Source organism: Streptomyces sp. Mut1 (assembly GCF_030719295.1).
Taxonomy (GTDB): Bacteria; Actinomycetota; Actinomycetes; order Streptomycetales; family Streptomycetaceae; genus Streptomyces; species Streptomyces castrisilvae.
In genome coordinates this window covers 2,231,105-2,253,477 of sequence record NZ_CP120997.1, presented here as the reverse complement: position 1 = coordinate 2,253,477, position 22,373 = coordinate 2,231,105, and the positions used below count along the sequence as shown (strand labels likewise).

The following is a 22,373-nucleotide window of genomic DNA, read 5'->3' as shown; positions in this document are numbered from 1 at the left end:
AGTACGACTAACTAACGACCCCTGCCGCCAGGGCCTTTGCCGCGTCCCGGACCAGCGGGTGGTCGCCCGCGGCGGCGGAATCGCCGTCGGGCTTCGTCGTCAGCACCGCCAGGACCACCGGCGCCCCCTCGGGCGTCCACGCGATCCCCACGTCGTTGCACGAGGCGTACGAGCCGCCGCCGGTCTTGTCCGCGACCGTCCACTCCACCGGCAGACCGGCCCGGAAGCGGGTGCCGCTCGTCCGGCAGTTCAGCAGCCACCCGGTCAGCCGTTCGCGGTCCCCGGGCTCCAGCACGTCCCCCAGGACGAGCCGCGCGTAGTCACGGGCGATCGCGGCGGGGCTCGTCGTGTCCGTGACCCGGCCCGGCTCGGCGGAGTTGAGCTCGGGCTCCCAGCGGTCCAGCCGGGTCACCCGGTCGCCCAGCGAGCGGGCGAAACGTGTGACCGCGCCGGGGCCGCCCAGCTCGCGCAGCAGCAGATTGCCGGCGGTGTTGTCGCTGTCGCCGATGGCCGCGTCGCACAGCCGGGCGACGCTCAGCCCGTTCGCGATGTTCTCCGGGGTGTTCGTGACCGGCGAATCGGAGACGCAGTCCGCCTCGGTGTAGTGGATCACCTTGTCCAGGACCTCCCCGTCCCGGTCCAGGTCCCGCAGGACGGCCGCAGCGGCGAACGTCTTGAAGGTGGACAGCATGGGGAAGCGCTCGTCGGCCCGGTGGCGGACCGCGACCCCGGTGGCCACGTTGTACGCGAAGGCCCCGACGCGGGCGCCGTGCACCCGCTCCAGCTCGCGCAGCCGGGCCGTCGTGGACGCGGACGCCCGCGCGGTCGCCGCCCGAGCGGGTCCCGCGCCGAGCAGCAGCGCCCCGGCGGCGCCCGCGCCGCCGAGCGTGAGCAGCCTGCGGCGGCTGGGGGCCGCGGTGCCGGTACGGATTAAGCGTGAGGTGGGCAGCATGGCCTTCGTCTCCTTCGTGAGCCGGCTCGTTGCCGGAAACCCCACGCTACGGCGGTGCTCCGACAATGCCCGCCCCTTTCCCCCGCCCCGGCGGGCCCCGGCCGCCCGCGGAGCAGTGGCGCGGGTACGGGACAATAGGGCCATGACCACGCTCGCCCCCTCGCCCCCGCTGCTCCGCATCGGCCCGCACACCGTGCAGCCGCCGGTGGTCCTGGCCCCCATGGCCGGCATCACCAACGCCCCCTTCCGCACGCTGTGCCGGGAGTTCTCGGGCGGCAAGGGGCTGTTCGTCAGCGAGATGATCACGACGAGGGCGCTGGTCGAGCGCAACGAGAAGACCATGCAGCTCATCCACTTCGACGCGAGCGAGACCCCCCGCTCCATCCAGCTGTACGGAGTGGACCCGGCCACCGTCGGCAGGGCGGTCCGCATGATCGTGGACGAGAACCTCGCCGACCACATCGACCTGAACTTCGGCTGCCCCGTCCCCAAGGTCACCCGCAAGGGCGGCGGCTCGGCCCTCCCGTACAAGCGGCCGCTGCTGCGCGCGATCCTGCACGAGGCCGTCTCGCAGGCCGGGGACCTGCCCGTCACCATCAAGATGCGCAAGGGCATCGACGACGACCACCTCACCTTCCTCGACGCCGGCCGGATCGCCGTGGAGGAGGGCGTCACGGCCGTCGCCCTGCACGGCCGTACGACCGCCCAGCACTACGGCGGCACCGCCGACTGGGAGGCCATCGCCCGCCTCAAGGAGCACGTCCCGGAGATCCCGGTCCTCGGCAACGGCGACATCTGGTGCGCGGACGACGCCCTGCGCATGATGCGCGAGACCGGCTGCGACGGCGTGGTCGTGGGGCGCGGCTGCCTGGGCCGCCCCTGGCTGTTCGGCGATCTGGTCAGCGCGTTCGAGGGGACGGCGACGAGGCAGGCGCCCACGCTGCGCACCGTCGCGGACGTCATGCTGCGCCACGCGACGCTGCTGGGGGAGTGGATCGGGGACGAGGCCCGGGGTGTGATCGACTTCCGCAAGCACGTGGCCTGGTACCTCAAGGGCTTCGCGGTCGGCTCCGAGATGCGCAAGAAGCTGGCGATCACCTCCTCGCTGGAGGAACTCGGCTCCCAGCTCCAGGAGCTGGACCTGGACCAGCCCTGGCCGGACGGCGCCGACGGTCCGCGCGGGCGCACCTCGGGCAACAACCGGGTGGCCCTTCCGGACGGCTGGCTGAAGGACCCGTACGACTGCGCGGGCATCGGTGCCGACGCGGAGCTGGACACCTCCGGGGGCTGAGGCTGAGAGAGCGGTGTGACGGGAGGGGCACGGGGTGCCCCTCCCGTTCTTCTTACCCCCTCCCACATCACCTGCTCATTTGAGCGCTTTATGGGGCGCGAATCGGGTCACCTGTCCCTGGATCGGTGCTCTGCGCATGCGTATGGCCCAGGCTTCTGCCTCTGCGTGAGCGCGATCTCTGCGTGCAGTTACCAAACGGGTGTCCGGATGGTGACATCTGAGCGGCTATTCCGGCGTGATTCTCGCCACTCTGAGAGTGCTCGCGCTCTGATGAGCGCGAAAATGGGGGCTGCATTTCTCAAATGATGGCACTGGGTGCCAGGTGCCTCTACTTTGATCGATCGAGGCTTCGGCTACTTTCAGCCACCGAATCGCCGGTATCGGGATGCTCTCCGTAATTCTGTGTACGAGTCCTGAACGCACTGATCCATGGGGCCCGTCGACGGGGTGACTTTCGATCTGCTGGCGGACGGGTGGTTGCGGCCCCATGACGCGCAAGTGGACGTACCCACGCACCTTCGATCTGGGTATGTTCCTCGCCGTCAGGGCAGCCACCGCGTCTTCGAGGAGTCGAGACCGTGTCGGAAAACAGTGATGTGCAGAAGTTCGTCTACGACTTCACCGAAGGCAACAAGGATCTCAAGGACCTGCTCGGCGGGAAGGGGGCCAACCTCGCCGAGATGACCAACCTCGGTCTCCCCGTCCCTCCCGGGTTCACCATCACCACCGAGGCCTGCAAGGTCTACCTGGAGAGCGGCGAGGAGCCGGTGGCGCTCCGCGACGAGGTGAGTGCGCACCTCGGCGCCCTGGAGACGCGGATGGGCAAGAAGCTCGGCCAGGCCGACGACCCGCTGCTGGTCTCGGTCCGCTCGGGCGCCAAGTTCTCGATGCCCGGGATGATGGACACGGTCCTCAACATCGGCCTCTCCGACGCCTCCGTCGTGGGCCTCGCCGACCAGGCCGGTGACGAGCGGTTCGCGTGGGACTCCTACCGCCGCCTCATCCAGATGTTCGGCAAGACCGTCCTCGGGGTCGACGGCGACCTCTTCGAGGAGGCGCTGGAGGCCGCCAAGGAGGCCAAGGGCGTCACCGTCGACGTGGACCTCGACGCGGCCGACCTGAAGAAGCTGGTCAAGCAGTTCAAGAAGATCGTCACCCGCGACGCGGGCCGCGACTTCCCGCAGGACGCGCGCGAGCAGATGGACCTGGCCATAAAGGCGGTCTTCGACTCGTGGAACACCGACCGGGCCAAGCTCTACCGCCGCCAGGAGCGCATCCCCGGCGACCTCGGCACCGCCGTCAACGTCTGCTCGATGGTCTTCGGCAACCTCGGCCCCGACTCCGGTACGGGCGTCGCCTTCACCCGTGACCCGGCCAGCGGCCACCAGGGCGTCTACGGCGACTACCTCCAGAACGCGCAGGGCGAGGACGTCGTCGCGGGCATCCGCAACACCGTGCCGCTCGCCGAACTGGAGACGATCGACAAGAACTCCTACGACCAGCTGCTCAAGATCATGGAGACGCTGGAGACCCACTACAAGGACCTCTGCGACATCGAGTTCACCATCGAGCGCGGCCACCTGTGGATGCTCCAGACCCGGGTCGGCAAGCGCACCGCCGGTGCCGCCTTCCGCATCGCCACCCAGCTGGTGGACCAGGGGCTGATCGACGAGGCCGAGGCCCTTCAGAGGGTCAACGGGGCGCAGCTGGCGCAGCTGATGTTCCCGCGCTTCGACGACACCGCCAAGACCCGGCGGCTCGGCCGGGGCATCGCCGCCTCGCCGGGTGCGGCGGTCGGCAAGGCGGTCTTCGACTCGTACACCGCCGTCAAGTGGTCCCGCTCCGGCGAGAAGGTCATCCTGATCCGCCGCGAGACCAACCCGGACGACCTGGACGGCATGATCGCCGCCGAGGGCATCCTGACCTCGCGCGGCGGCAAGACCTCGCACGCCGCCGTCGTCGCCCGGGGCATGGGCAAGACCTGTGTGTGCGGCGCCGAGGAGATCGAGGTCGACACCAAGCGCCGCCGGCTGATGGTCGGCGACACCGTGGTGGAGGAGGGCGACCTCGTCTCCGTCGACGGCTCCACCGGCAAGGTGTACCTCGGTGAGGTCCCCGTCGTGCCGTCCCCGGTCGTCGAGTACTTCGAGGGCCGGATGCACGCGGGCGCCGACGACGCCGACGAGCTGGTCGCGGCCGTGCACCGGATCATGGCGTACGCGGACCGGGTGCGCCGGCTGCGGGTGCGGGCCAACGCCGACAGCGCCGAGGACGCGCTGCGGGCCCGCCGCTTCGGCGCCCAGGGCATCGGGCTGTGCCGCACCGAGCACATGTTCCTCGGCGAGCGCCGCGAGATGGTCGAGAAGCTGATCCTGGCCGACACCGACCAGGAGCGCGAGACGGCCCTGGAGCAGCTGCTGCCGCTCCAGAAGGCGGACTTCATCGAGCTGTTCGAGGCGATGGACGGGCTGCCGGTCACCGTACGGCTGCTGGACCCGCCGCTGCACGAGTTCCTGCCCGACATCACCGAGCTGTCGGTGCGGGTGGCGCTCGCGGAGTCCCGCAAGGACGCCAACGAGAACGACCTGCGGCTGCTCCAGGCCGTGCACAAGCTGCACGAGCAGAATCCGATGCTGGGTCTGCGCGGGGTCCGCCTCGGGCTGGTCATCCCCGGCCTGTTCGCCATGCAGGTGCGGGCCATCGCCGAGGCGGCCGCCGCCCGTAAGAACGCCAAGGGCGACCCGCGCGCCGAGGTCATGATCCCGCTCGTCGGCACGGTCCAGGAGCTGGAGATCGTCCGTGAGGAGGCGGACCGGGTCATCGCCGAGGTGGAGGCGGCCACCGGCACCGACCTCAGGCTGAAGATCGGCACGATGATCGAGCTGCCGCGCGCCGCGCTGACGGCGGGGCAGATCGCGGAGGCGGCGGAGTTCTTCTCCTTCGGCACCAACGACCTGACCCAGACGGTGTGGGGTTTCTCCCGCGACGACGTGGAGGCCTCGTTCTTCACCGCGTACCTGGAGAAGGGCATCTTCGGGGTCTCGCCGTTCGAGACGATCGACAAGGACGGCGTCGGCTCGCTCGTACGCAGTGCCGTGGCGGCCGGCCGCGCCACCCGCCCCGACCTGAAGCTGGGCATCTGCGGGGAGCACGGGGGTGACCCCGAGTCGGTGCACTTCTTCCACGAGGCGGGCCTCGACTACGTCTCCTGCTCGCCGTTCCGCATTCCGGTGGCGCGGCTGGAAGCGGGCCGGGCGGCCGCCGGGCCGCGGGGCAGCGACAGCCGCTGACGCGGCACCCAGCACTGATTCCGCGGCCGCCGCCGGTTCGTCCGACCCTCACCGAACCGGCGGCCGACGCGGAATTCCGGAGGCGGCGGCACCCTGTGCGGGGGTGCCGCCGCCTTGTCGTACCCGCCCCCCAGTAGTTGTCATGTCCGGGTAATTCCTACTCCGGCCGACGGCCGGGTTACCAGCGTCCATTGCTTCGTTTAATACGCAAAGAAATCGGTCCGAACGAACCGGGGTGCGGCCCATGGATCCCCATCCATGGGCCGCACCCCGCTTACCCCCATCGAGTGCGGAGCCGCACCATTGCCAACCGCCGCCGAACGAGCAAAACCCCCCACGGCCTTCACTCGCTCTTCCGGTGGCTCCGGATTCGCACCCGACGTCGTACAGCCTTTCGTCCGGCGGCGGGTCGGGGCGAGACGTTTCACCTCTGGCCGAAACCCCGTGGTGACGTGCTGTTACGGTTCGCATACTCTTGCGAGAGGGGAATTGCAGGTGCAAGGGGTGGGAGTTCGGTGCTGCGTATCCATGTCTCCGGATGGGACCTTTCCAAGGTGCGGATGGCCGCCGGGCCCGACGCGCTGTGGGAGACCATTCTCAGCTTTCACCGGCTGAGGGACCGGAGGGCTTCCGCGGTGTTCGGAAAATGGCGCACGGAAACCCGCCCCCGGCTGAGCGGTGAAGTGCGTCTGCTGTCCGCGGTGGTTCCGCCGCGCGGATATTTCCCCGACTTTCTGACGCCTTCTCAGGAAAGCGCGGAACCACTCGCTCTCGACGCCGGAATGGAGGCCGTGCGCGCGACCCCGCCCGAGCGACTGCGGGCCGAAATAGCGATGGTGGACGACCGGACCGCGCCCGGCGCCCGGCGCACGGCCCGGCGCGCCCGGCTCGAACCGCTGCGCGAGGGCGGCGACGCGCACCTGGGCCGGCTCGTCGGGGCCCTGCGGGACTACCACCGCGCCGCGGTCGAGCCGTACTGGCCGCACATCCAGTCCGCCGTCGAGGCCGACCGCGTCATCCGGGGCCGCGCGCTCCTGGACGGCGGCACCAACGAGCTGCTCGCCTCGCTCCCGCCCGTGATCCGCTGGCGGGCGCCCGTCCTGGAGGCTGACTACCCCGTCGACCGCGATCTCCACCTGGACGGGCGGGGACTGCTCCTCCAGCCGTCGTACTTCTGCCGGGGCACGCCCGTCGTCCTGCGCGACCCCCTGCTCCCGCCCGTCCTCGTCTACCCGGTCGCCCACCCCGCGGCCCCCGCCTTCGCCGAACCGGGCCCCTGGCTCGGCCGGCTCCTGGGCCAGACCCGCTCCACGGTCCTGCGGGCCATCGGCGACGGCTGCACGACCAGCGAACTGGCCCGCCGCGCCGGGGTCTCCCTCGCCTCGGCCAGCCAGCACGCCTGCGTGCTGCGCGAGGCCGGGCTCGTCCACACCCTGCGGCACGGCAGCTCGGTCCTGCACACCCTGACCCCGCTCGGCGGCTCACTGCTGCGGGGCGGGGCGCCGCTCGCGGTGACCTGAGCGCCCCGGCGGTTTTCCGTCCGGCGCCGCGCGGAAAGGATCTGCCGCCCGCCACCGATGAGTTTCCGGCGGTGCGGGCGTCTACCTGTCGACACCTGTTCGACGGACACACATCCCGTACGCCGGACGACGCACACGGATCACGCACCGAGAGAGTGAGACAGCCATGGCTCAGATGATCTTCGTGAACCTGCCGGTCAAGGACCTGGAGACGGCCAAGGGCTTCTTCGGCAAGCTGGGCTACTCCTTCAACCCGCAGTTCAGCGACGAGCGCACCGCCTGTCTCGTCATCAGCGACACGATCTTCGCGATGCTGCTCCAGGAGGAGCGCTTCAAGGACTTCACCAAGAAGGAGATCGCGGACGCCTCGACGTCCACCGAGGTGATCCTCGCGCTCAGCGCGGACAGCCGCGAGAAGGTGGACGAGCTGGCCGACGCCGCCCTCGCGAACGGCGGATCGCCCGCCAACGAGCCGCAGGACCTCGGCTTCATGTACGGCCGGTCCTTCCAGGACCCCGACCACCACATCTGGGAGGTCGTCTGGATGGACCTGTCCGCCGTCGAGGACCAGGGCTGACGCCCGGGGCTCAGGCCCCGGGCACCGCGAACGTCACCCCGGTCAGCTGCTCCGACGCCACCCACAGCCGCTCGCCCGCCACGTCGCTGCGCGTCCAGCCGGCCCGCCAGGACGGGCGGGGCGCGCCGCGCCACCCCAGCAGCCGCGGCCCGGTGAACGAGTCGGGGCGCACACCCGGCGCGGTGGCCGCGTACAGGGTGGGCAGGGCGCCGGCCGAAGCGGGCTGGGCGATGACGCGGTTGCCGAGCTCCATGACCCGCTCCGCCAGCCTGCGGTTTTCCATCCGGGCGCCCGCCGTCTGGAGGTTGGTCGACGCGTACCCGGGGTGCGCGGCGGCGGCGACCAGACCGCTGCCGGCCGCCGCCGCCCGCCGGGCCAGCTCATGGACGAACAGCAGGTTGGCGGTCTTCGAGCGCCCGTAGGCGACCCAGCGGCGGTAGTCGCGCTCGCTGTTGAGGTCGCCCATGTCGATGTCGGCCAGCGCGTGCAGCCCGCTGGAGACGCTCACCACCCGGGCGCCCGGGGTGGCCAGCAGCTTCGGCAGCAGCAGTCCGGTGAGCGCGAAGTGGCCCAGGTGGTTGACGCCGAACTGGGTCTCGAAACCGTCGGCCGTCCGCCCGTAGGGCAGGGCCATCACCCCGGCGTTGTTGATCAGCAGGTCGAGCCGGTCCGCCCGGTAGCCCGCCGCGAACTCGCGTACGGACGACAGATCGGCCAGGTCCAGCGCGGCGAACTCCACGTCCGCGCCCCGCACCGCGTACCGGATGCGGTCCGCCGCCTCCTTGCCGCGCCGCTCGTCACGGCAGGCGAGCAGCACCCGCGCGCCGCTGCGGGCCAGCTCCCGCGCGGTGATCAGCCCGATCCCGCTGTTGGCTCCCGTCACCACGGCCCTGCGGCCGCTCTGGTCCGGGATGTCGCGCGCGTTCCAGCCCTGATTCATGGATCAAGCGTACGACCGGGGCCCGGGGCGGCCGGAAGGGCCCGTTCAGAGGTTCTTCCGGCCGCCGGCGCGTGCGGGAGGTCAGTCCGCCCGGACCTCGAAGACCGGTACGTGGACCTCGTCGTCGTCCAGACAGGCGCCCGTCGCCAGGTCGAAGCGCTGCTTCAGGAGCGGCGAGGCGACGAAGGGCCGCCCGCCGTCCGAGCCGACCAGGCCGCGCGAGAGGACGTAGGCGCCGGTGAACGGGTCCCGGTTGTCGATCGCGTACGTCCGCCCCGCCCGGTCCACGAACAGCGCGACCTGGCGCCCGTCCGGGAGGAGGGCGGCGACCCCGCGGCCCGGGGTCAGCAGCGAGCGGTCGCAGACCGTGACCCAGCCGTCCCCGGTGGCGAGTCGGACGGCCCGGGTGCTCCGCGCGGTCTCCATCGTCTGCGTCGTCATCAGGAGGCGGTCCCTTCGAGAGTGCGGACGGCGAGGACCGGGCCGGCGAGGATGTCCAGATCGGGCTTGACCTGGTCGCGTTCCGGGACGAACCTCACCGACGGGTCGGGCATGTCCGGGGCGTTGACGAAGGTGACGAACCGGCGCAGCCGCTCCGGGTCGTTGATGGTCTCGGCCCACTCGTCGCGGTAGCCGCGCACATGGTCGGCCATCAGCCGCTCCAGCTCGTCGCAGAGCCCGAGCGAGTCGTGCACGACGACGTCCCGGACGTGCTCCAGACCGCCGTCGACGCGCTCCAGCCAGGCCGAAGTGCGCTCCAGCCGGTCCGCCGTGCGGATGTAGAACATCAGGAACCGGTCGATGAGCCGCACCAGTTCGGCGTCGGACAGGTCCTGCGCGAGCAGGTCGGCATGGCGCGGGGTGGCGCCGCCGTTGCCGCCCACGTACAGGTTCCAGCCGCCGGCCGTGGCGATGATCCCGAAGTCCTTGCCCCGGGCCTCCGCGCACTCCCGGGCGCAGCCCGAGACCGCCGACTTCAGCTTGTGCGGGGCGCGCAGGCCCCGGTAGCGCAGCTCCAGGTCGATCGCCATCTTCACGGAGTCCTGCACGCCGTAGCGGCACCAGGTCCGCCCCACACAGGACTTGACCGTCCGCAGCGACTTGCCGTACGCGTGCCCGGACTCGAAGCCCGCGTCGACGAGCCGGGTCCAGATCAGCGGCAGCTGGTCGACCCGGGCGCCGAGCAGGTCGATGCGTTGAGCTCCGGTGATCTTGGTGTAGAGCCCGAAGTCGCGGGCCACCTCACCGATCACCACCAGCTTCTCCGGGGTGATCTCGCCGCCGGGGATGCGCGGCACGATCGAATAGGAGCCGTTGCGCTGGAGGTTGGCCAGGAAATGGTCGTTGGTGTCCTGGAGCGCCGCCTGCTCGCCGTCCAGGACGTAGCCGCTCGCCCCGACCGTCGGCGCCAGAGACGCGATGACCGAGCCGACCGTCGGCTTGCAGACCTCGCAGCCGTCACCGCCGCGCGCCGCCTCGCGCCCGTGGGAGTCGAGGAGTTCCGCGTACGAGGTGATCCCCAGGGTGCGGACGATCTCGTACAGCTCGCTGCGGGTGTACGCGAAGCAGCCGCACAGGCCCGTGTCCCGGCTCCGCGGGAGCAGCCGGCCGATGGTCCTGACGCAGCTGCCGCAGCCGGTGCCCGCCTTGGTGCACTTCTTCACCTCGGGCAGTGTGGTGTGGGCGCGGATCGTGCCCTTGGTGACGTTGTGGCAGGAGCAGATCACCGCCTCGTCCGGCAGCGCGGAGGGGCCGAGCGCCACCGGGCCGCCCGCCCCGGCGGGCAGCACCAGCTGCTCGGGGGCGACCGGCAGCACGGTCCCGGTCATCGGGCGCAGCGTCCCGTACTGCTCGGCGTCGCCCACCAGCACCCCGCCCAGCAGGGTGCCGTCCGCCGCCATCACCAGCTTCTTGTAGACCCCGGACCTGGCGTCCGCGTACACGACGTCGAGGCAGCCGTCGGCGGTGCCGTGGGCGTCGCCGAACGAGGCCACGTCGACCCCGAGCAGCTTCAGCTTCGTCGACAGGTCGGCGCCGCCGAACGCGGCCCGCCCGCCCGCGATCACCTCGGCGGCCGCCAGCGCCATCTCGTAGCCGGGCGCGACCAGCCCGTACACCCGGCCGTCCGAGGCGAGCGCGCACTCGCCGATGGCGAAGACCGCCGGGTCGGACGTACGGCACTCCTCGTCCACGACGATCCCGCCGCGCGGCCCGACCGCCAGACCGCAGTCCCGGGCCAGCTGGTCGCGGGGACGTACGCCGGCGGAGAAGACCACCAGGTCCGTGGCGAGCGAGGAGCCGTCCGAGAGGGCCATCCCGGTCACCGAGCCGTCCTCGCCCACGGTCACCTCCTGGGTGCCGACCCCGGTGTGGACGGTCAGGCCCATGTCCTCGACGGTGCGCAGCAGCGCCGCGCCCCCGCCCTCGTCCACCTGGACCGGCATCAGCCGCGGCGCGAACTCCACCACGTGCGTGTCGAGACCGAGCCCCTTCAGCGCGCCCGCCGCCTCCAGACCGAGCAGCCCGCCGCCGACCACCGCGCCGGTCGTCGCCGTCCTCGCGTACGCCTCGATGGCGAGCAGGTCCTCGATCGTCCGGTAGACGAAGCAGCCCTCGCTGTCCTTCCCGGGGACCGGCGGGACGAACGGGTAGGAGCCGGTCGCCAGCACCAGCGTGTCGTACGCGAACACCTCGCCCGACCGCGCGGTGACCGTACGGGCCGCGCGGTCCACGGACTCGGCCGGGTCACCGAGCCGCAGCTCGAAGCCGTGCCGCTCCATGAAGCCCGGCTCCACCAGCGACAGGTCGTCGGCGGTCCGGCCCGAGAAGTACGAGGTCAGCCGGACCCGGTCGTAGGCGGCGCGGGGCTCCTCGCACAGGACGACGACCCGGGCGGTACCGGCCGCCGCGGTCAGCCCGCGCTCGGCAAGGCCCTCCAGGAAGCGCTGGCCGACCATCCCGTGCCCGACGACCACGATGGCCGGCGGGGAAGCGGGGGCGGGCGGGGGAGTGGGCACCGGCATCTCAGGGCCTCCGTCGTCGGTGAGCGGGTGGGGCAGGGGCCACGGGTACGGGGCCCGCGTGCTCATGACGGAAGCGTGGTCCGGCGGTGTTACCCGTCCGGATCCCCGCTGTTTCCCGGGAGGAACCTTGCGCTCAGCGGCCGGGGCCCGCGCCTGTGAGGGCCGGCCGGGGCGTTTTGGACACGGCCCGGGACGCCCCGCCGGTCACGGCCGTCCCCCGTGACACCTGGCACGGGGGACGGCCGTCCCGGGTGCGTCAGACGCCGAGTGCGGGCAGTTCGTGGGCGAAGGGCGGCTCGGCCCCGGCCCGCGCACAGGTGGCCGCGGCGGCGCGGGCGGCGAAGCGGAGTACCCGCTGCCAGCCGTCGGACGTCAGCCCGGCCAGGGCGTCGGCGGACAGCGGGCCGCGCGCGGACAGGGCGTGCAGCAGCGCCGCGTTGACGGTGTCTCCGGCCCCGATGGTGTCGATGACCCGGACGGGTTCACCGGGTACCGCGTGCGCGCCGGCGCGGGTGTGGGCCGTGAGGCCCGCTTCGCCCCGGGTGACCACGACGGCGGCGGGGCCGGCGTCCAGCCAGCCCGCGATGTCGTCACCGAGCCACCGCGCGTCCTCCTCGCTGAGCTTCAGGAGCGAGACGGAGGGCAGGAGCCGGCGGAAACGGGCCCGGTAGGCGTCCGGATCATCGATGAGGCCGGCACGGATGTTGGGGTCCAGGGCGATGAAGCGCCCGAGCCGTGCCTCGCGGCGCATCAGCTCCTCGTAGGCGCTCGCACCCGGTTCGAGTACCAGCGAGCAGGTGCCGAACGACACCGCCCGGGTATCGGCGGGCAGCGGTCCCGGCAGGGTGAAGAGGCGGTCGGCCGTGCCCCGGCAGTAGAAGGTGTACGCGGCCGAGCCGGCGGCGTCGACGGCGGCGACGGCCAGTGTGGTGGGCTCCGGACCCCGCTGCACCAGGCCGAGGTCCACCTTCTCCTCGTGCAGACGGGCGGTCAGCGACGCCCCGAAGGCGTCCGTCGAGATCCGCGAGCAGAAGGCGACCGCCGAACCGAGCCGGGCCAGGGCGACGGCCGTGTTGTACGGCCCGCCGCCGCGGGCGGGCAGCAACGGGGCCAGGGCGTTGCCGGAGGCCTCGGGTACCAGGTCGATCAGCGCCTCACCGGCGACGACGATCACGGCAGGGGCTCCTTTCGGGCGGGGGTGGTCATCGGAAACGGGCGATCCGAGCTTGTCACGCGCCGGCCACGGTGATCAGCACCTCGATGTGCTCCGGTGCCACCGAGGCGGCAGCCGTGACGATCGCGCCGAGCGTCATCACGGCACCGGAGACCGCGATCCGGCCACGGAGCCGGTACGTGGCCGAGCCGGCCGGCCTCCGCGGACGCGAGCCTTCAACTCCTCACCGACCGAGTCCATGCCCGTCGTTCCGTGCCCTGCCCGCCGTGACCGTGTCGCCGTTCCCTTAGGGTCGCGACCATGCCTGATATCACCCTGACCACGCTCGTCGTGCTGTGCATAGCCGCCGCGGCGGCCGGCTGGATCGACGCCGTGGTCGGCGGTGGCGGGCTGCTCCTGCTGCCCGCGCTCCTGCTGGGACTGCCGCACCTGCCGGCCGCGCAGATCCTCGGCACCAACAAGGCGGTCGCCATCGTCGGCACGTCGGGCGCCGCCGTCACCTACGCGCGCAAGGCGCCGGTGAAGGTCGGCACGGCGGTACGGATCGGGCTCGCGGCCCTGGCCGGATCGATGACCGGGGCGTTCTTCGCCGCCGGGATCAGCAGCGAGGTGCTGCGCCCGGTGATCATGGTGGTCCTGCTGGCGGTCGCCGGGTTCGTGATGCTGCGGCCCCAGTTCGGCCGGGCTGCCGGGGACGGCGTCCCGCCCCGGGTCACCCGGGCCCGCACGGTCACCGCGATCGTCCTGGTGGGCGGCGGCATCGGCCTGTACGACGGGCTGTTCGGGCCGGGCACGGGCACCTTCCTGGTGCTGGCGCTGACCGCGGTGCTCCACCTGGACCTGGTGACGGCCTCCGCGACCGCCAAGATCGTCAATGTCTGCACCAACGCGGGCGCCCTCGCGATGTTCGCCTACCAGGGCAACGTCCTGTGGCAACTGGCCGCGCTGATGGCGGTGTTCAACCTGGCGGGCGGACTGCTCGGGGCGCGGATGGCGCTGAGCAGGGGCAGCGAGTTCGTGCGCGGGGTGCTGCTGGTGGTCGTCTTCTCGCTGGTCGCCAAGCTCGCCTTCGACCAGTGGCACGCCTGAGCCGGGTGCCGAGGCGCCTCAGCGCACGCCGGTGAGGTGGGCGTACGCCACCACGTTGCCCCGGTAGCCCGTCGACTCCGAGAACCCGCCGCCGCAGGTGATCAGCCGTAGCGAGGCGTGCTCGGACGCGCCGTACACCCGCTGGTCGGGGAAGTCCTCGCTCTCGTACACCTCGATGGCGTCGAGCGTGAACACGGCGGTACGGCCGTCCTGCCGGTCCACCTCGACGCTGCTGCCCTTCTTCAGCGAGCCCAGGTCGTAGAAGACGGACGGGCCCCGGGCGTTGTCGACATGGCCGGCGACGATCGCCGTGCCCCTGGCGCCGGGCGGGGTGCCGTCCTTGTACCAGCCGACGATGTCGGTGTTCCCGGCCGGCGGTACGTCGAGGCTGCCGTCGGCCCCGAGGCCGAGCCGCATCATCGGCGCGTCGACCCGGATCGCCGGAATCCTGATGCGCACGGGAGCGGAGGGGCGCAGCGGTTCGGCGACCGGGGAGCCGGGCAGCAGGGCGGGACCGGCGGCGAAGGCCTCGGCGGCGGCGGGTCCGGGCGGGGTGAGCCGGGTGCCCGCGCCGTTCTGGATCAGCCAGACACCGGCCAGCGCCGCGACGACGAGCAGCCAGCCCTTGGCCTTCTGGGACACGGTCGTCCTCCGGGTGCGGAAACGGAACGGGTCCCGTCCCGGTGGCGCGAGGCCACCGGGACGGATACCGGGCGGGACGGAGGGGTGGATGCCTCCGTCAGCTGCCGTCCTGCGTGCCGCTCGCCCGGCGACGCAGGAGCCAGGCTCCGCCGACGGCGGCAGCGGCGAGTACGCCGGCTCCCGCCGCGATCTGGGTGGTGTCCGGTCCGACGCTGCCGCCGACTCCGGTCTTCACGTGCCCCGTGGGGGCGGTGGGCGCGGTCGAGGTGCGCGGCCCGGTGGGGGTCTCGTGCCCGCCGGACCCGGTCTCGTCCCACCCGGACCCGGACCCGGCCTCGTCCCGGCCGGGCGCGCTCTGGTGGCCGGAGGGGGCCGGGCGCTCGGTGGGCGTGGTGCGGCCCGCCTCCGCGGGCGCGTCGGGTACGAGGGCGGAACCGGCGGCCTCCGCCTCGTCCAGGCCGTCGAGCGCGTCGCGGCCGTCCAGCCCCTCCCGGTCGTCCTGGCCGTCCTGGCCGTCCTGGCCGTCCTGGCCGCCGAGGCCGTTCGGGCCGGTGAAGTCGTAGGCGGAGGCGCCGTCGGACGAGGCGGCGCCGGAGCCGGAGTCCCGCGAGACACCGGCCGCGCTGTCCCCGGCCGCCCGGTCCGCGGCCCGCACCTCGACCTCGCCGGTGGCCTCCTTGCCGTTCGCGCACTCCACGCCGATGCTGTACGGCCCCGGCTCGATGCCGCCCGGCACCCGGAACGAGCCGGCCAGCACCTCTTCGAGCGTGGCGGGCGCCAGTGGGAACCGGGGGGCGTCCAGCGCGCTCGCGTCTCCGGTGGCGCCGGTGTCGCTCCCGCAGGCGGTGGTGTCCACGGTGACCGTGGCACCCGGGGCGGCGCTCGCCGGGGTGATCCGCAAGGGTGCCGGCTCGTCCCCGTACGCGGACGGGGCGGCGGCGCTGAGGCCGAGCGCGGCGGCGGCGAGGGCCGCGGCAGCGGTGCCGGTCACGAGTCGGGCAGGACGGCGCATGGGGGTTTCCTCCGAGCAAGGGGCGCTGGCGGGTGTGTCCTGACCCCGAGCCAACAGCCGTACGGGCTCCCATGCCTGCTGACACCAAGTCAGCTTTCACCCGTACGGCCCGGCGCGGCCTCCTTGCCACGGGGCATCGCCGCAGGTCGTGGCGGTGGCGGCGGGCAGGGTGCGCGGTTCTTCGCCCCTCGGTGCCGATCGGGTGACGAGGTCCCCGGTAAATGTGTCGTACGTCACATGAGTGACCCCGCCCTGGGCGGGAACACGCATCACAACCCCCCACGGGACGGTGCGCACCGCCGCCCCCGGCCGCCGCCCCCTCCGGACCTACCCCCCCTGGGTCCGGAGGGGGCGGACTGCATTCGGCGCGTCCTGCGGTGCGTTGGCCGACCACTGGACGACCGGCGGCCTGATCCGGGCGCAGCGGGGCCGCCCCTCGCCGTCGGAGAGCGGGAGTCGTGCGGTGAGATGGCCGGAGCCGGTGGCCGCCGCCAGGACGCCCGCGTCGATGTCGGTGAACATCAGCTTGGCCCGCCGGAACATGGAGAACAGTCCGTCGCCGTCGACCGTGCCCCAGGACAGGTAGACGAAGCGCCCGCCGAGCCGGTTCTGCACGTACGGCCCGCGCACCGCGACACCCTCCTCGTCCGTGGCCGCCGTGCAGTCCAGGGTCCAGCGGGCGCCGGCCGCGTCGCCCGGGTGCAGGCCCAGGAGTTCGCCGGGCCGGTCCTTGCGCTGGACGCCCACGTGGACGTTCTCGTAACCGGGGAAGCCGGGCCCCGGCGGGCACGAGCGGCCGGGCAGCCGTGAGCCCTCGATGTGGATGCGCAGGGGCACGGTGTGCGGGCCTTCGGCGGGAGTCTCCATGGGGCCATGATCCCGCGCCGGACCACCGGCTCCGGCACTCTTCCCCGCCGCGCTTGACCTCAACCTTGGTTGATGTACGAACGTCTTCGCCATGGACCTCATCACCGCGGAATCCACCGCAGGCACCCCGGCCGGAACCACCCCTCTGAAGGTGGCCGTCATCCTCGCCAGCAACCGCGAGGGCCGGTTCGCGCCCGTCGTCGCCGACTGGTTCCTCGCCCATGCCGACGGCCACCCGGCGATCGAGACGGAGCTGATCGACGTCGCCGGGCTCGACCTGCCCACCGCTCTCTCCTACCGCCCGGAGCCGGGTTCCCGGGAGGTGGTCGCCGATGTCGGGGCGCGGCTCGCGCGGTCCGACGCCTTCGTCGTCGTCACCCCCGAGTACAACCACTCCTATCCGGCGCCCCTGAAGAACCTCATCGACTGGTACCGCGCCGAGTGGCAGGCCAAGCCGGTGTCCTTCGTCTCCTACGGCGGGGTCTCCGGCGGGCTCCAGGCGGTCGAGCACCTGCGGCAGGTCTTCGCCGAACTGCACTCCGTCTCGATCCGCGACACCGTCTCCTTCCACAACGCCGGCGCCCAGTTCGACGACGAGGGCAGGCACCGCGACCCGGCCGGGGCCGACGCGGCGGTGAAGTCGCTGCTCGACCAGCTGGTCTGGTGGGGCCGGGCGCTGCGGGCCGCGAGGGAGGCCCATCCGTACGCCGGCTGATGGCGCGTCGGGGGCGCGGGGGCCGACAATCGGCCGGGAAGCGCAACCGCCCACCCTGTGAGGAGACCGCGAAGTGACGACACCGGCATGGCTGACCGTACTGACCACGACGGACAGCGAGGAGAAGGCCAGGGAGCTGGCGCGGGGAGTGGTCGAGGCGCGGCTCGCCGCCTGCGTGCAGATCTCCGCGCCCGTCACCTCGGTCTACCGCTGGCAGAACGCCGTCGAGGCCACCGAGGAGTGGCAGCTGCTGTTCAAGACGACGGCCGAGCGGTACGACGAGCTGGAGGCCCACCTCCAGGAGGCGCACGACTACGACACCCCGGAGATCATCGCCCTGCCGATCCTGCGGGGCAGCGCCCGCTACCTGGGCTGGGTCTCCGCCGAGACGGCCCCGGTCACCTCGCTCTGAACGCCCCGCCCGGCCCGGCGGCGGCCGTCATCCGGCGGCCGCCGCGAGGGCTTCGTCCACGCCCCGCTCCCGGGGTCCCAGGAAGTGCGGGTCCGGCCTGAACAGGGCGTCCAGCGCCGCCTTCCCCGCCGCGAACACCTCCCGGGTCCCGCCGTAGTACCAGGTCACGTCATGCTTGGCGGTCACACCCACGCCGTACGCGTCGATCCCCGCCACCCGGCACAGCGCGATGGCCCGCCGGATGTGGAAGCCCTGGCTCACCAGTACCGCCCGGTCGACGCCGAAGATCTTCTTGGCCCGCACGCAGGAGTCCCACGTGTCGAAGCCCGCGTAGTCGCTGACGATCCTGTCGTCCGGCACGCCCTGCCCGACCAGGAACGTCCGCATCGCGTCCGGCTCGTCGTACTCCACCCGGCTGTTGTCACCGGTCACCAGTACGACCTTCACCTTGTCGTCCCGGTAGAGCGCGGCGGCCGTCCGCAGCCGGTTCGCGAGGTACGGGGACGGCTTCCCGTCCCACAGCCCGGCCCCGAACACCACCGCGACCTGCCGCGCCGGCACGTCGTCGGCCGACCGCACCCGGGAGTCGGCGACCGCGTGCAGCCAGGTCGCGGGCGACACGGTGCAGCTGACCCACTCCGGCGGGCGGGGGCTGCTGGAGATCAGCGCGCCCGGGGTCACCAAGGCCGGTGCGCTCGCGGTGCTGTGCGCGGCCCGGGGCATCGGGGCCGCCGAGGTCATCGCGTTCGGGGACATGCCCAACGACCTCACCGTCCTCACCTGGGCCGGCACCGGCTACGCCATGGCCAACGCCCACCCCGCGGTGCTGGCCGCCGTGCCGACGCACGCCCGGACCAACGAGGAGGACGGGGTCGCCCAGGTCATCGAGCACCTGTTCGCCACCCGGGACCGGCAGGGCACGGACGCCTGAGGTGGCTGTCCGGGGCGGTCGTCCGGGGCTCGATCCGGGCGTGCGCCGGGGCACGTACGCCCGGGTGCGCGCCGCCTCCTGACAGCGGGCCGCGTCCCCGGGTGAGGTGGCGGAAAACCCCCGTGACCGGCGTGCAACGACGCGGCAACCTGACTCCGCCACCATCGGCTCATGCACCGCATCCGATACCCGAGCCCGCCCGGCCACGCGAGCGGCACCGCGCCCGCAGCCCCCGCCCTGGTCGCCGTCGCCCACGGCAGCCGGGACCCGCGCGCCCTGCACACCGTGACCGAACTCCTCGCACGGGTGCGCGAGCTGCGTCCCGGGCTCGACGTCCGCCTCGGGCACATCGAGCTCAACGCACCGCTCCTCCCGGAGACCCTGCACGCCCTCGGCAGCGGTGACGCCGTCCTCGTACCGCTGCTGCTCGGGCGCGGGCACCACGTCAAGCACGACATCCCCGCCGCCGTCGCCGCGGCCCCCGCCCCGCGCGCCCGGACCGCGGGCCCGCTCGGGCCGCACCCGCTGCTGGTGGAGGCGCTGCACGGCCGGCTCACCGAGGCGGGCTGGCACCCCTCGGACCGGGGGAGCCGCGACAGCGCGGTCGTGCTCGCCGCCGCCGGATCGCGCGACCCCGAATCGGCCGCCGACACCCGGCGCACCGCACGGCTGCTCGGGGAACGGCTCGGCGGGGTGCCCGTCGTACCCGCGTACGCCTCCGCCGCCGCGCCCACCGTCCGGGCCGCCGTGCGCGCGCTCGCCGCCCGGGGCCACCGCCGGATCGCCATCGCCTCGTACTTCACCGCACCCGGGCGGTTCGCCTCCGCGGCGGCGGCCGGGGCGCCCTGGATCGCCGCAGCCCCGCTCGGCGCCCACCCGGCGGTGGCCCGGCTGCTCCTGCACCGCTACGACCGGGCGCGGGCGGGCGGCGCACCGGAGTACGAAACCCTGATGAACACACGTTTCCCGGCCCCCGCCTGACCCCTCCTGTCGGCGTGGCCGATTAGGGTCGGTGCCATGAACGGCACGGACGGCACACAGCACCCCGGGGCGGCGCCCTACGGCCCGGCCGACGCCGAGCGCTGGGACCCCGAGCCGGACAAACGACCGGGCCGCACCGCCTTCCAGCGCGACCGCGCCCGCGTGCTCCACTCCGCCGCGCTGCGCAGGCTCGCCGGGAAGACCCAGGTCGTCACGCCGGGCACCCGCAGCCCGGCCTGGGACGCCAGCCCGCGTACCCGGCTCACCCACTCCCTGGAGTGCGCCCAGGTCGGCCGCGAGCTCGGCGCCGCCCTCGGCTGCGACCCCGACCTGGTCGAGGCGGCCTGCCTCTCCCACGACATGGGCCACCCGCCCTTCGGCCACAACGGCGAGCAGGCGCTCAACGACTTCGCGTCCGACTGCGGCGGCTTCGAGGGCAACGCCCAGTCGCTGCGGCTGCTGACCCGTCTCGAACCCAAGCGCTTCGTCCCCGACACCCGCACCGGCGACCTGGTCAGCGTCGGGCTCAACCTCACCCGCGCCGCGCTCGACGCCGCCACCAAATACCCCTGGCCCCGGGCCGCGCACCCCACCGACCCCGGCTCACCCAAATTCGGGGTCTACGAGGACGACCTCCCGGTCTTCGAGTGGTTCCGCGAGGGCGCCCCGCTTCACCGCAAGTGCTTCGAGGCCCAGGTCATGGACTGGTCCGACGACGTGGCGTACTCCGTCCACGACTTCGAGGACGGGCTGCACGCCGGGCACATCGACCCCAACTGCCTGGAGGCCGAGCCGGAACGCCAGGAGATCTGGGGCGTCGCCGTCGGACGGTACGTCCCGGCCGACACCGACCCGGGGGAACTGGCCGAGGCCCTGGACCGGCTCATCGCCCAGGAGTGGTGGCCGCACGGCTACGACGGGTCCGCCGTCGCCCAGGCCCGGCTGAAGGACGCCACCAGCCAGCTGATCGGCCGGTTCTGCCTCGCCGCCGAGACCGCCACCCGCGAGGCGTACGGCACCGGACGCCTCGGCAGGTACGGCGCCGAGCTCGTCGTCCCCCGGGGCGCGCGCAACGAGTGCGCGGTGCTCAAGGCCATCGCCGACCGCTACGTCATGCAGCGCGCCGAACAGGAGGAGATCCGGGCCGGCCAGCGGATCGTCATCGCCGAGCTGGCCGCCGCGCTGACCGCCCGCGCCCCCGAGGGCCTGGAGCCGCAGCTGCGCGCGCTGTACGAGGCGGCGCCCGACGACCGGGCCCGCAAGCGGGTCGTCGTCGACCAGATCGCCGCCCTCACCGACGCGTCGGCCCGATCCCTGCACCGCGCGCTCACCGCACCCCGCGTCTGACCGCCACCCGGGGTGACCTGATCGGGCCACACCCCCTTTCGCCACTACGCTGCGTGCGGGACGCTCGCAGTTGGCGCCGCGCAGCAGCAAGCACCGAGGAGGCATCACGTGGTCGACGCACATCGGACGTTCGTCATCGTCGGCGGAGGACTCGCAGGGGCGAAGGCAGCCCAGACCCTCCGGTCGGAGGGTTTCAGCGGCCGGGTCATCCTGATCGGCGACGAGCGCGACCATCCCTACGAACGCCCGCCGCTGTCCAAGGGGTACCTCGCGGGGAAGGAGGAGCGCGACAGCGTCTTCGTCCACGAGACCGCCTGGTACGCGTCGGCCGATATCGAACTCCACCTCGGCCAGCCCGTCACCGCCCTGAACCGCGACGCCCGCTCCGTGGAGCTGGGCGACGGCGCCGTCATCCACTACGACAAGCTGCTGCTGGCCACCGGCGCCGAGCCGCGCCGCCTTGATGTGCCCGGCACGGACCTCGCGGGCGTCCACCACCTGCGCCGCCTCGCCCACGCCGACCGGCTGCGCAACGTGCTGGCCGCGCTCGGCCGCGACAACGGCCACCTGGTGATCGCCGGGGCCGGCTGGATCGGCCTGGAGGTCGCGGCGGCGGCCCGCGGCTACGGCGCCGAGGTCACCGTCGTCGAACCGGAGGCCACCCCGCTGCTGCGGGTCATCGGCCCCGAACTGGGCCAGATCTTCACCGAGCTGCACAGCGACCACGGCGTCCGCTTCCACTTCGGCGGCCGGCTCACCGAGATCGTCGGCCAGGACGGCATGGTCCTCGCCGTGCGCACCGACGACGGCGAGGAGCACCCCGCCCACGACGTGCTCGCCGCGATCGGCGCCGCCCCGCGCACCGCGCTCGCCGAGGCGGCCGGCCTCGACATCGCCCCGCGCGAACAGGGCGGCGGCATCGCGGTCGACGCCTCGCTGCGCACCAGCGATCCGCACATCCACGCCGCCGGTGACGTGGCGTGCGCGGTCCACCCGCTGCTCGGCTCCCGGCTCCGCGTGGAGCACTGGGCCAACGCCCTGAACAGCGGCCCGGCGGCGGCCCGCGCCATGCTCGGCCAGGACGTCAGCTACGACCGGGTGCCGTACTTCTTCTCCGACCAGTACGACCTCGGCCTCGAATACTCCGGCTGGGCGCCCCCGGGCAGCTACGACCAGGTCGTCATCCGGGGCGACGCGGGCAAGCGCCGCTTCATCGCGTTCTGGCTGAAGGACCGCACCGTGCTCGCCGGGATGAACGTGAACGTGTGGGATGTCACGGAGACCGTGCAGAAGCTGATCAGGGCCGGCCGGCCGGTCGACCCGGACGCCCTGGCCGACCCGTCGGTACCGCTGGAGTCCCTGATCTGACGTCCGGGGCGCGCCTCGCGTCTGCGGCAGACGTAGGGCCGGTGTGCAGACGCACGCGAGAGCGGGTGGGGGCGTGCAGGGGAGTCCCCGCAGAAAATGGCGTACGACCCGGGTATCTGTCCGTCGTCGGGTGCGCACGCCATTTTTGAGGAGTCTCCCCGGAGGGGCCCCACCCCCACCCACCGCGCAAAGGCGCACCCCGCAGGGGACCCGCACCGATCAAGCCCGTCCGGCGATTGAGG

At 72.9% G+C, this 22,373-nt stretch carries 19 protein-coding genes and 1 pseudogene; 11 read left to right on the top strand and 9 right to left on the bottom strand.

The features are described from left to right. Positions 1–7 precede the first annotated feature (7 nt). Entirely contained in the window at positions 8–952 is a 945-nt protein-coding gene (gene bla, locus P8A18_RS09640) for a class A beta-lactamase (RefSeq protein ID WP_306053454.1), read from the bottom strand. 142 nt (positions 953–1,094) lie between these two features. On the opposite strand from bla, the gene dusB reads away from it, so the two are divergent. From dusB to P8A18_RS09620, 4 genes are all read left to right on the top strand, one after another. Continuing rightward, the gene (gene dusB / locus P8A18_RS09635) at positions 1,095–2,243 is read left to right on the top strand and encodes a tRNA dihydrouridine synthase DusB (protein ID WP_306053453.1); all 1,149 of its coding nucleotides are present in this window, start codon (positions 1,095–1,097) and stop codon (positions 2,241–2,243) included. 578 nt (positions 2,244–2,821) lie between these two features. Further along, complete coding sequence (gene ppdK, locus P8A18_RS09630) at positions 2,822–5,533, top strand: pyruvate, phosphate dikinase (RefSeq protein WP_306053452.1); 2,712 nt, start codon at positions 2,822–2,824, stop codon at positions 5,531–5,533. A gap of 515 nt (positions 5,534–6,048) precedes the next feature. Next, the gene (locus tag P8A18_RS09625; RefSeq protein WP_306053450.1) at positions 6,049–7,053 is read left to right on the top strand and encodes an ArsR/SmtB family transcription factor; all 1,005 of its coding nucleotides are present in this window, start codon (positions 6,049–6,051) and stop codon (positions 7,051–7,053) included. Between the two features lie 166 nt (positions 7,054–7,219). Beyond that, positions 7,220–7,630, top strand: a complete 411-nt coding sequence (locus P8A18_RS09620; protein ID WP_306053449.1) for a VOC family protein — start codon at positions 7,220–7,222, stop codon at positions 7,628–7,630. A 10-nt stretch (positions 7,631–7,640) separates the two neighbouring features. Here the strand turns inward: P8A18_RS09620 and P8A18_RS09615 are convergent, their stop codons facing one another. From P8A18_RS09615 to P8A18_RS09600, 4 genes are all read right to left on the bottom strand, one after another. After that, entirely contained in the window at positions 7,641–8,570 is a 930-nt protein-coding gene (locus tag P8A18_RS09615) for an oxidoreductase (RefSeq protein WP_306053448.1), read from the bottom strand. 81 nt (positions 8,571–8,651) lie between these two features. After that, positions 8,652–9,011, bottom strand: a complete 360-nt coding sequence (gene nirD / locus P8A18_RS09610; protein WP_306053447.1) for a nitrite reductase small subunit NirD — start codon at positions 9,009–9,011, stop codon at positions 8,652–8,654. Beyond that, positions 9,011–11,593 carry a nitrite reductase large subunit NirB gene (nirB, locus tag P8A18_RS09605; protein WP_306060784.1) on the bottom strand — a complete coding sequence of 861 codons (2,583 nt, stop codon included), beginning with the start codon at positions 11,591–11,593 and terminating at the stop codon, positions 9,011–9,013. The genes nirD and nirB overlap by 1 nt, the downstream gene beginning before the upstream one ends. Before the next feature lie 256 nt (positions 11,594–11,849). Then, positions 11,850–12,767 (bottom strand): carbohydrate kinase family protein, encoded by a 918-nt coding sequence (locus P8A18_RS09600; RefSeq protein WP_306053445.1) that lies wholly within the window; start codon positions 12,765–12,767, stop codon positions 11,850–11,852. Positions 12,768–13,067: 300 nt separating this feature from the next. On the opposite strand from P8A18_RS09600, the gene P8A18_RS09595 reads away from it, so the two are divergent. Further along, entirely contained in the window at positions 13,068–13,856 is a 789-nt protein-coding gene (locus P8A18_RS09595) for a sulfite exporter TauE/SafE family protein (protein WP_306053444.1), read from the top strand. Positions 13,857–13,874: 18 nt separating this feature from the next. Here the strand turns inward: P8A18_RS09595 and P8A18_RS09590 are convergent, their stop codons facing one another. From P8A18_RS09590 to P8A18_RS09580, 3 genes are all read right to left on the bottom strand, one after another. Then, on the bottom strand, positions 13,875–14,498 hold the full coding sequence (locus P8A18_RS09590; RefSeq protein ID WP_306053443.1) for a class F sortase: 624 nt from the start codon (positions 14,496–14,498) through the stop codon (positions 13,875–13,877). A 97-nt stretch (positions 14,499–14,595) separates the two neighbouring features. Beyond that, entirely contained in the window at positions 14,596–15,510 is a 915-nt protein-coding gene (locus tag P8A18_RS09585) for a GVDTG sorting domain-containing protein (RefSeq protein ID WP_306061302.1), read from the bottom strand. Positions 15,511–15,837: 327 nt separating this feature from the next. Then, positions 15,838–16,377 (bottom strand): DUF5990 family protein, encoded by a 540-nt coding sequence (locus P8A18_RS09580; RefSeq protein ID WP_306053442.1) that lies wholly within the window; start codon positions 16,375–16,377, stop codon positions 15,838–15,840. A gap of 91 nt (positions 16,378–16,468) precedes the next feature. On the opposite strand from P8A18_RS09580, the gene P8A18_RS09575 reads away from it, so the two are divergent. After that, positions 16,469–17,092 carry an NADPH-dependent FMN reductase gene (locus P8A18_RS09575; RefSeq protein WP_306053441.1) on the top strand — a complete coding sequence of 208 codons (624 nt, stop codon included), beginning with the start codon at positions 16,469–16,471 and terminating at the stop codon, positions 17,090–17,092. Positions 17,093–17,165: 73 nt separating this feature from the next. Beyond that, on the top strand, positions 17,166–17,504 hold the full coding sequence (gene cutA, locus P8A18_RS09570; protein WP_018551698.1) for a divalent-cation tolerance protein CutA: 339 nt from the start codon (positions 17,166–17,168) through the stop codon (positions 17,502–17,504). A 27-nt stretch (positions 17,505–17,531) separates the two neighbouring features. Here the strand turns inward: cutA and P8A18_RS09565 are convergent, their stop codons facing one another. Continuing rightward, positions 17,532–18,125, bottom strand: coding sequence for a SanA/YdcF family protein (locus P8A18_RS09565; RefSeq protein WP_371933652.1), 594 nt, complete (start codon positions 18,123–18,125; stop codon positions 17,532–17,534). Here P8A18_RS09565 and P8A18_RS09560 point away from each other — a divergent pair. The 4 genes and pseudogenes from P8A18_RS09560 to P8A18_RS09545 form a co-directional block, all read left to right on the top strand. Beyond that, positions 18,100–18,435, top strand: a pseudogene (locus P8A18_RS09560) (HAD family hydrolase); the annotation flags it as partial. The gene P8A18_RS09565 and the pseudogene P8A18_RS09560 sit on opposite strands and share 26 nt — an antisense overlap. A 171-nt stretch (positions 18,436–18,606) precedes the next feature. Continuing rightward, entirely contained in the window at positions 18,607–19,416 is an 810-nt protein-coding gene (locus tag P8A18_RS09555; RefSeq protein WP_306053439.1) for a sirohydrochlorin chelatase, read from the top strand. Between the two features lie 36 nt (positions 19,417–19,452). After that, complete coding sequence (locus P8A18_RS09550; RefSeq protein WP_018551702.1) at positions 19,453–20,763, top strand: deoxyguanosinetriphosphate triphosphohydrolase; 1,311 nt, start codon at positions 19,453–19,455, stop codon at positions 20,761–20,763. A 108-nt stretch (positions 20,764–20,871) separates the two neighbouring features. Continuing rightward, positions 20,872–22,131: an NAD(P)/FAD-dependent oxidoreductase gene (locus P8A18_RS09545; protein WP_018551703.1), complete on the top strand. Its 1,260-nt coding sequence runs from the start codon at positions 20,872–20,874 to the stop codon at positions 22,129–22,131. Positions 22,132–22,373 lie beyond the last annotated feature (242 nt).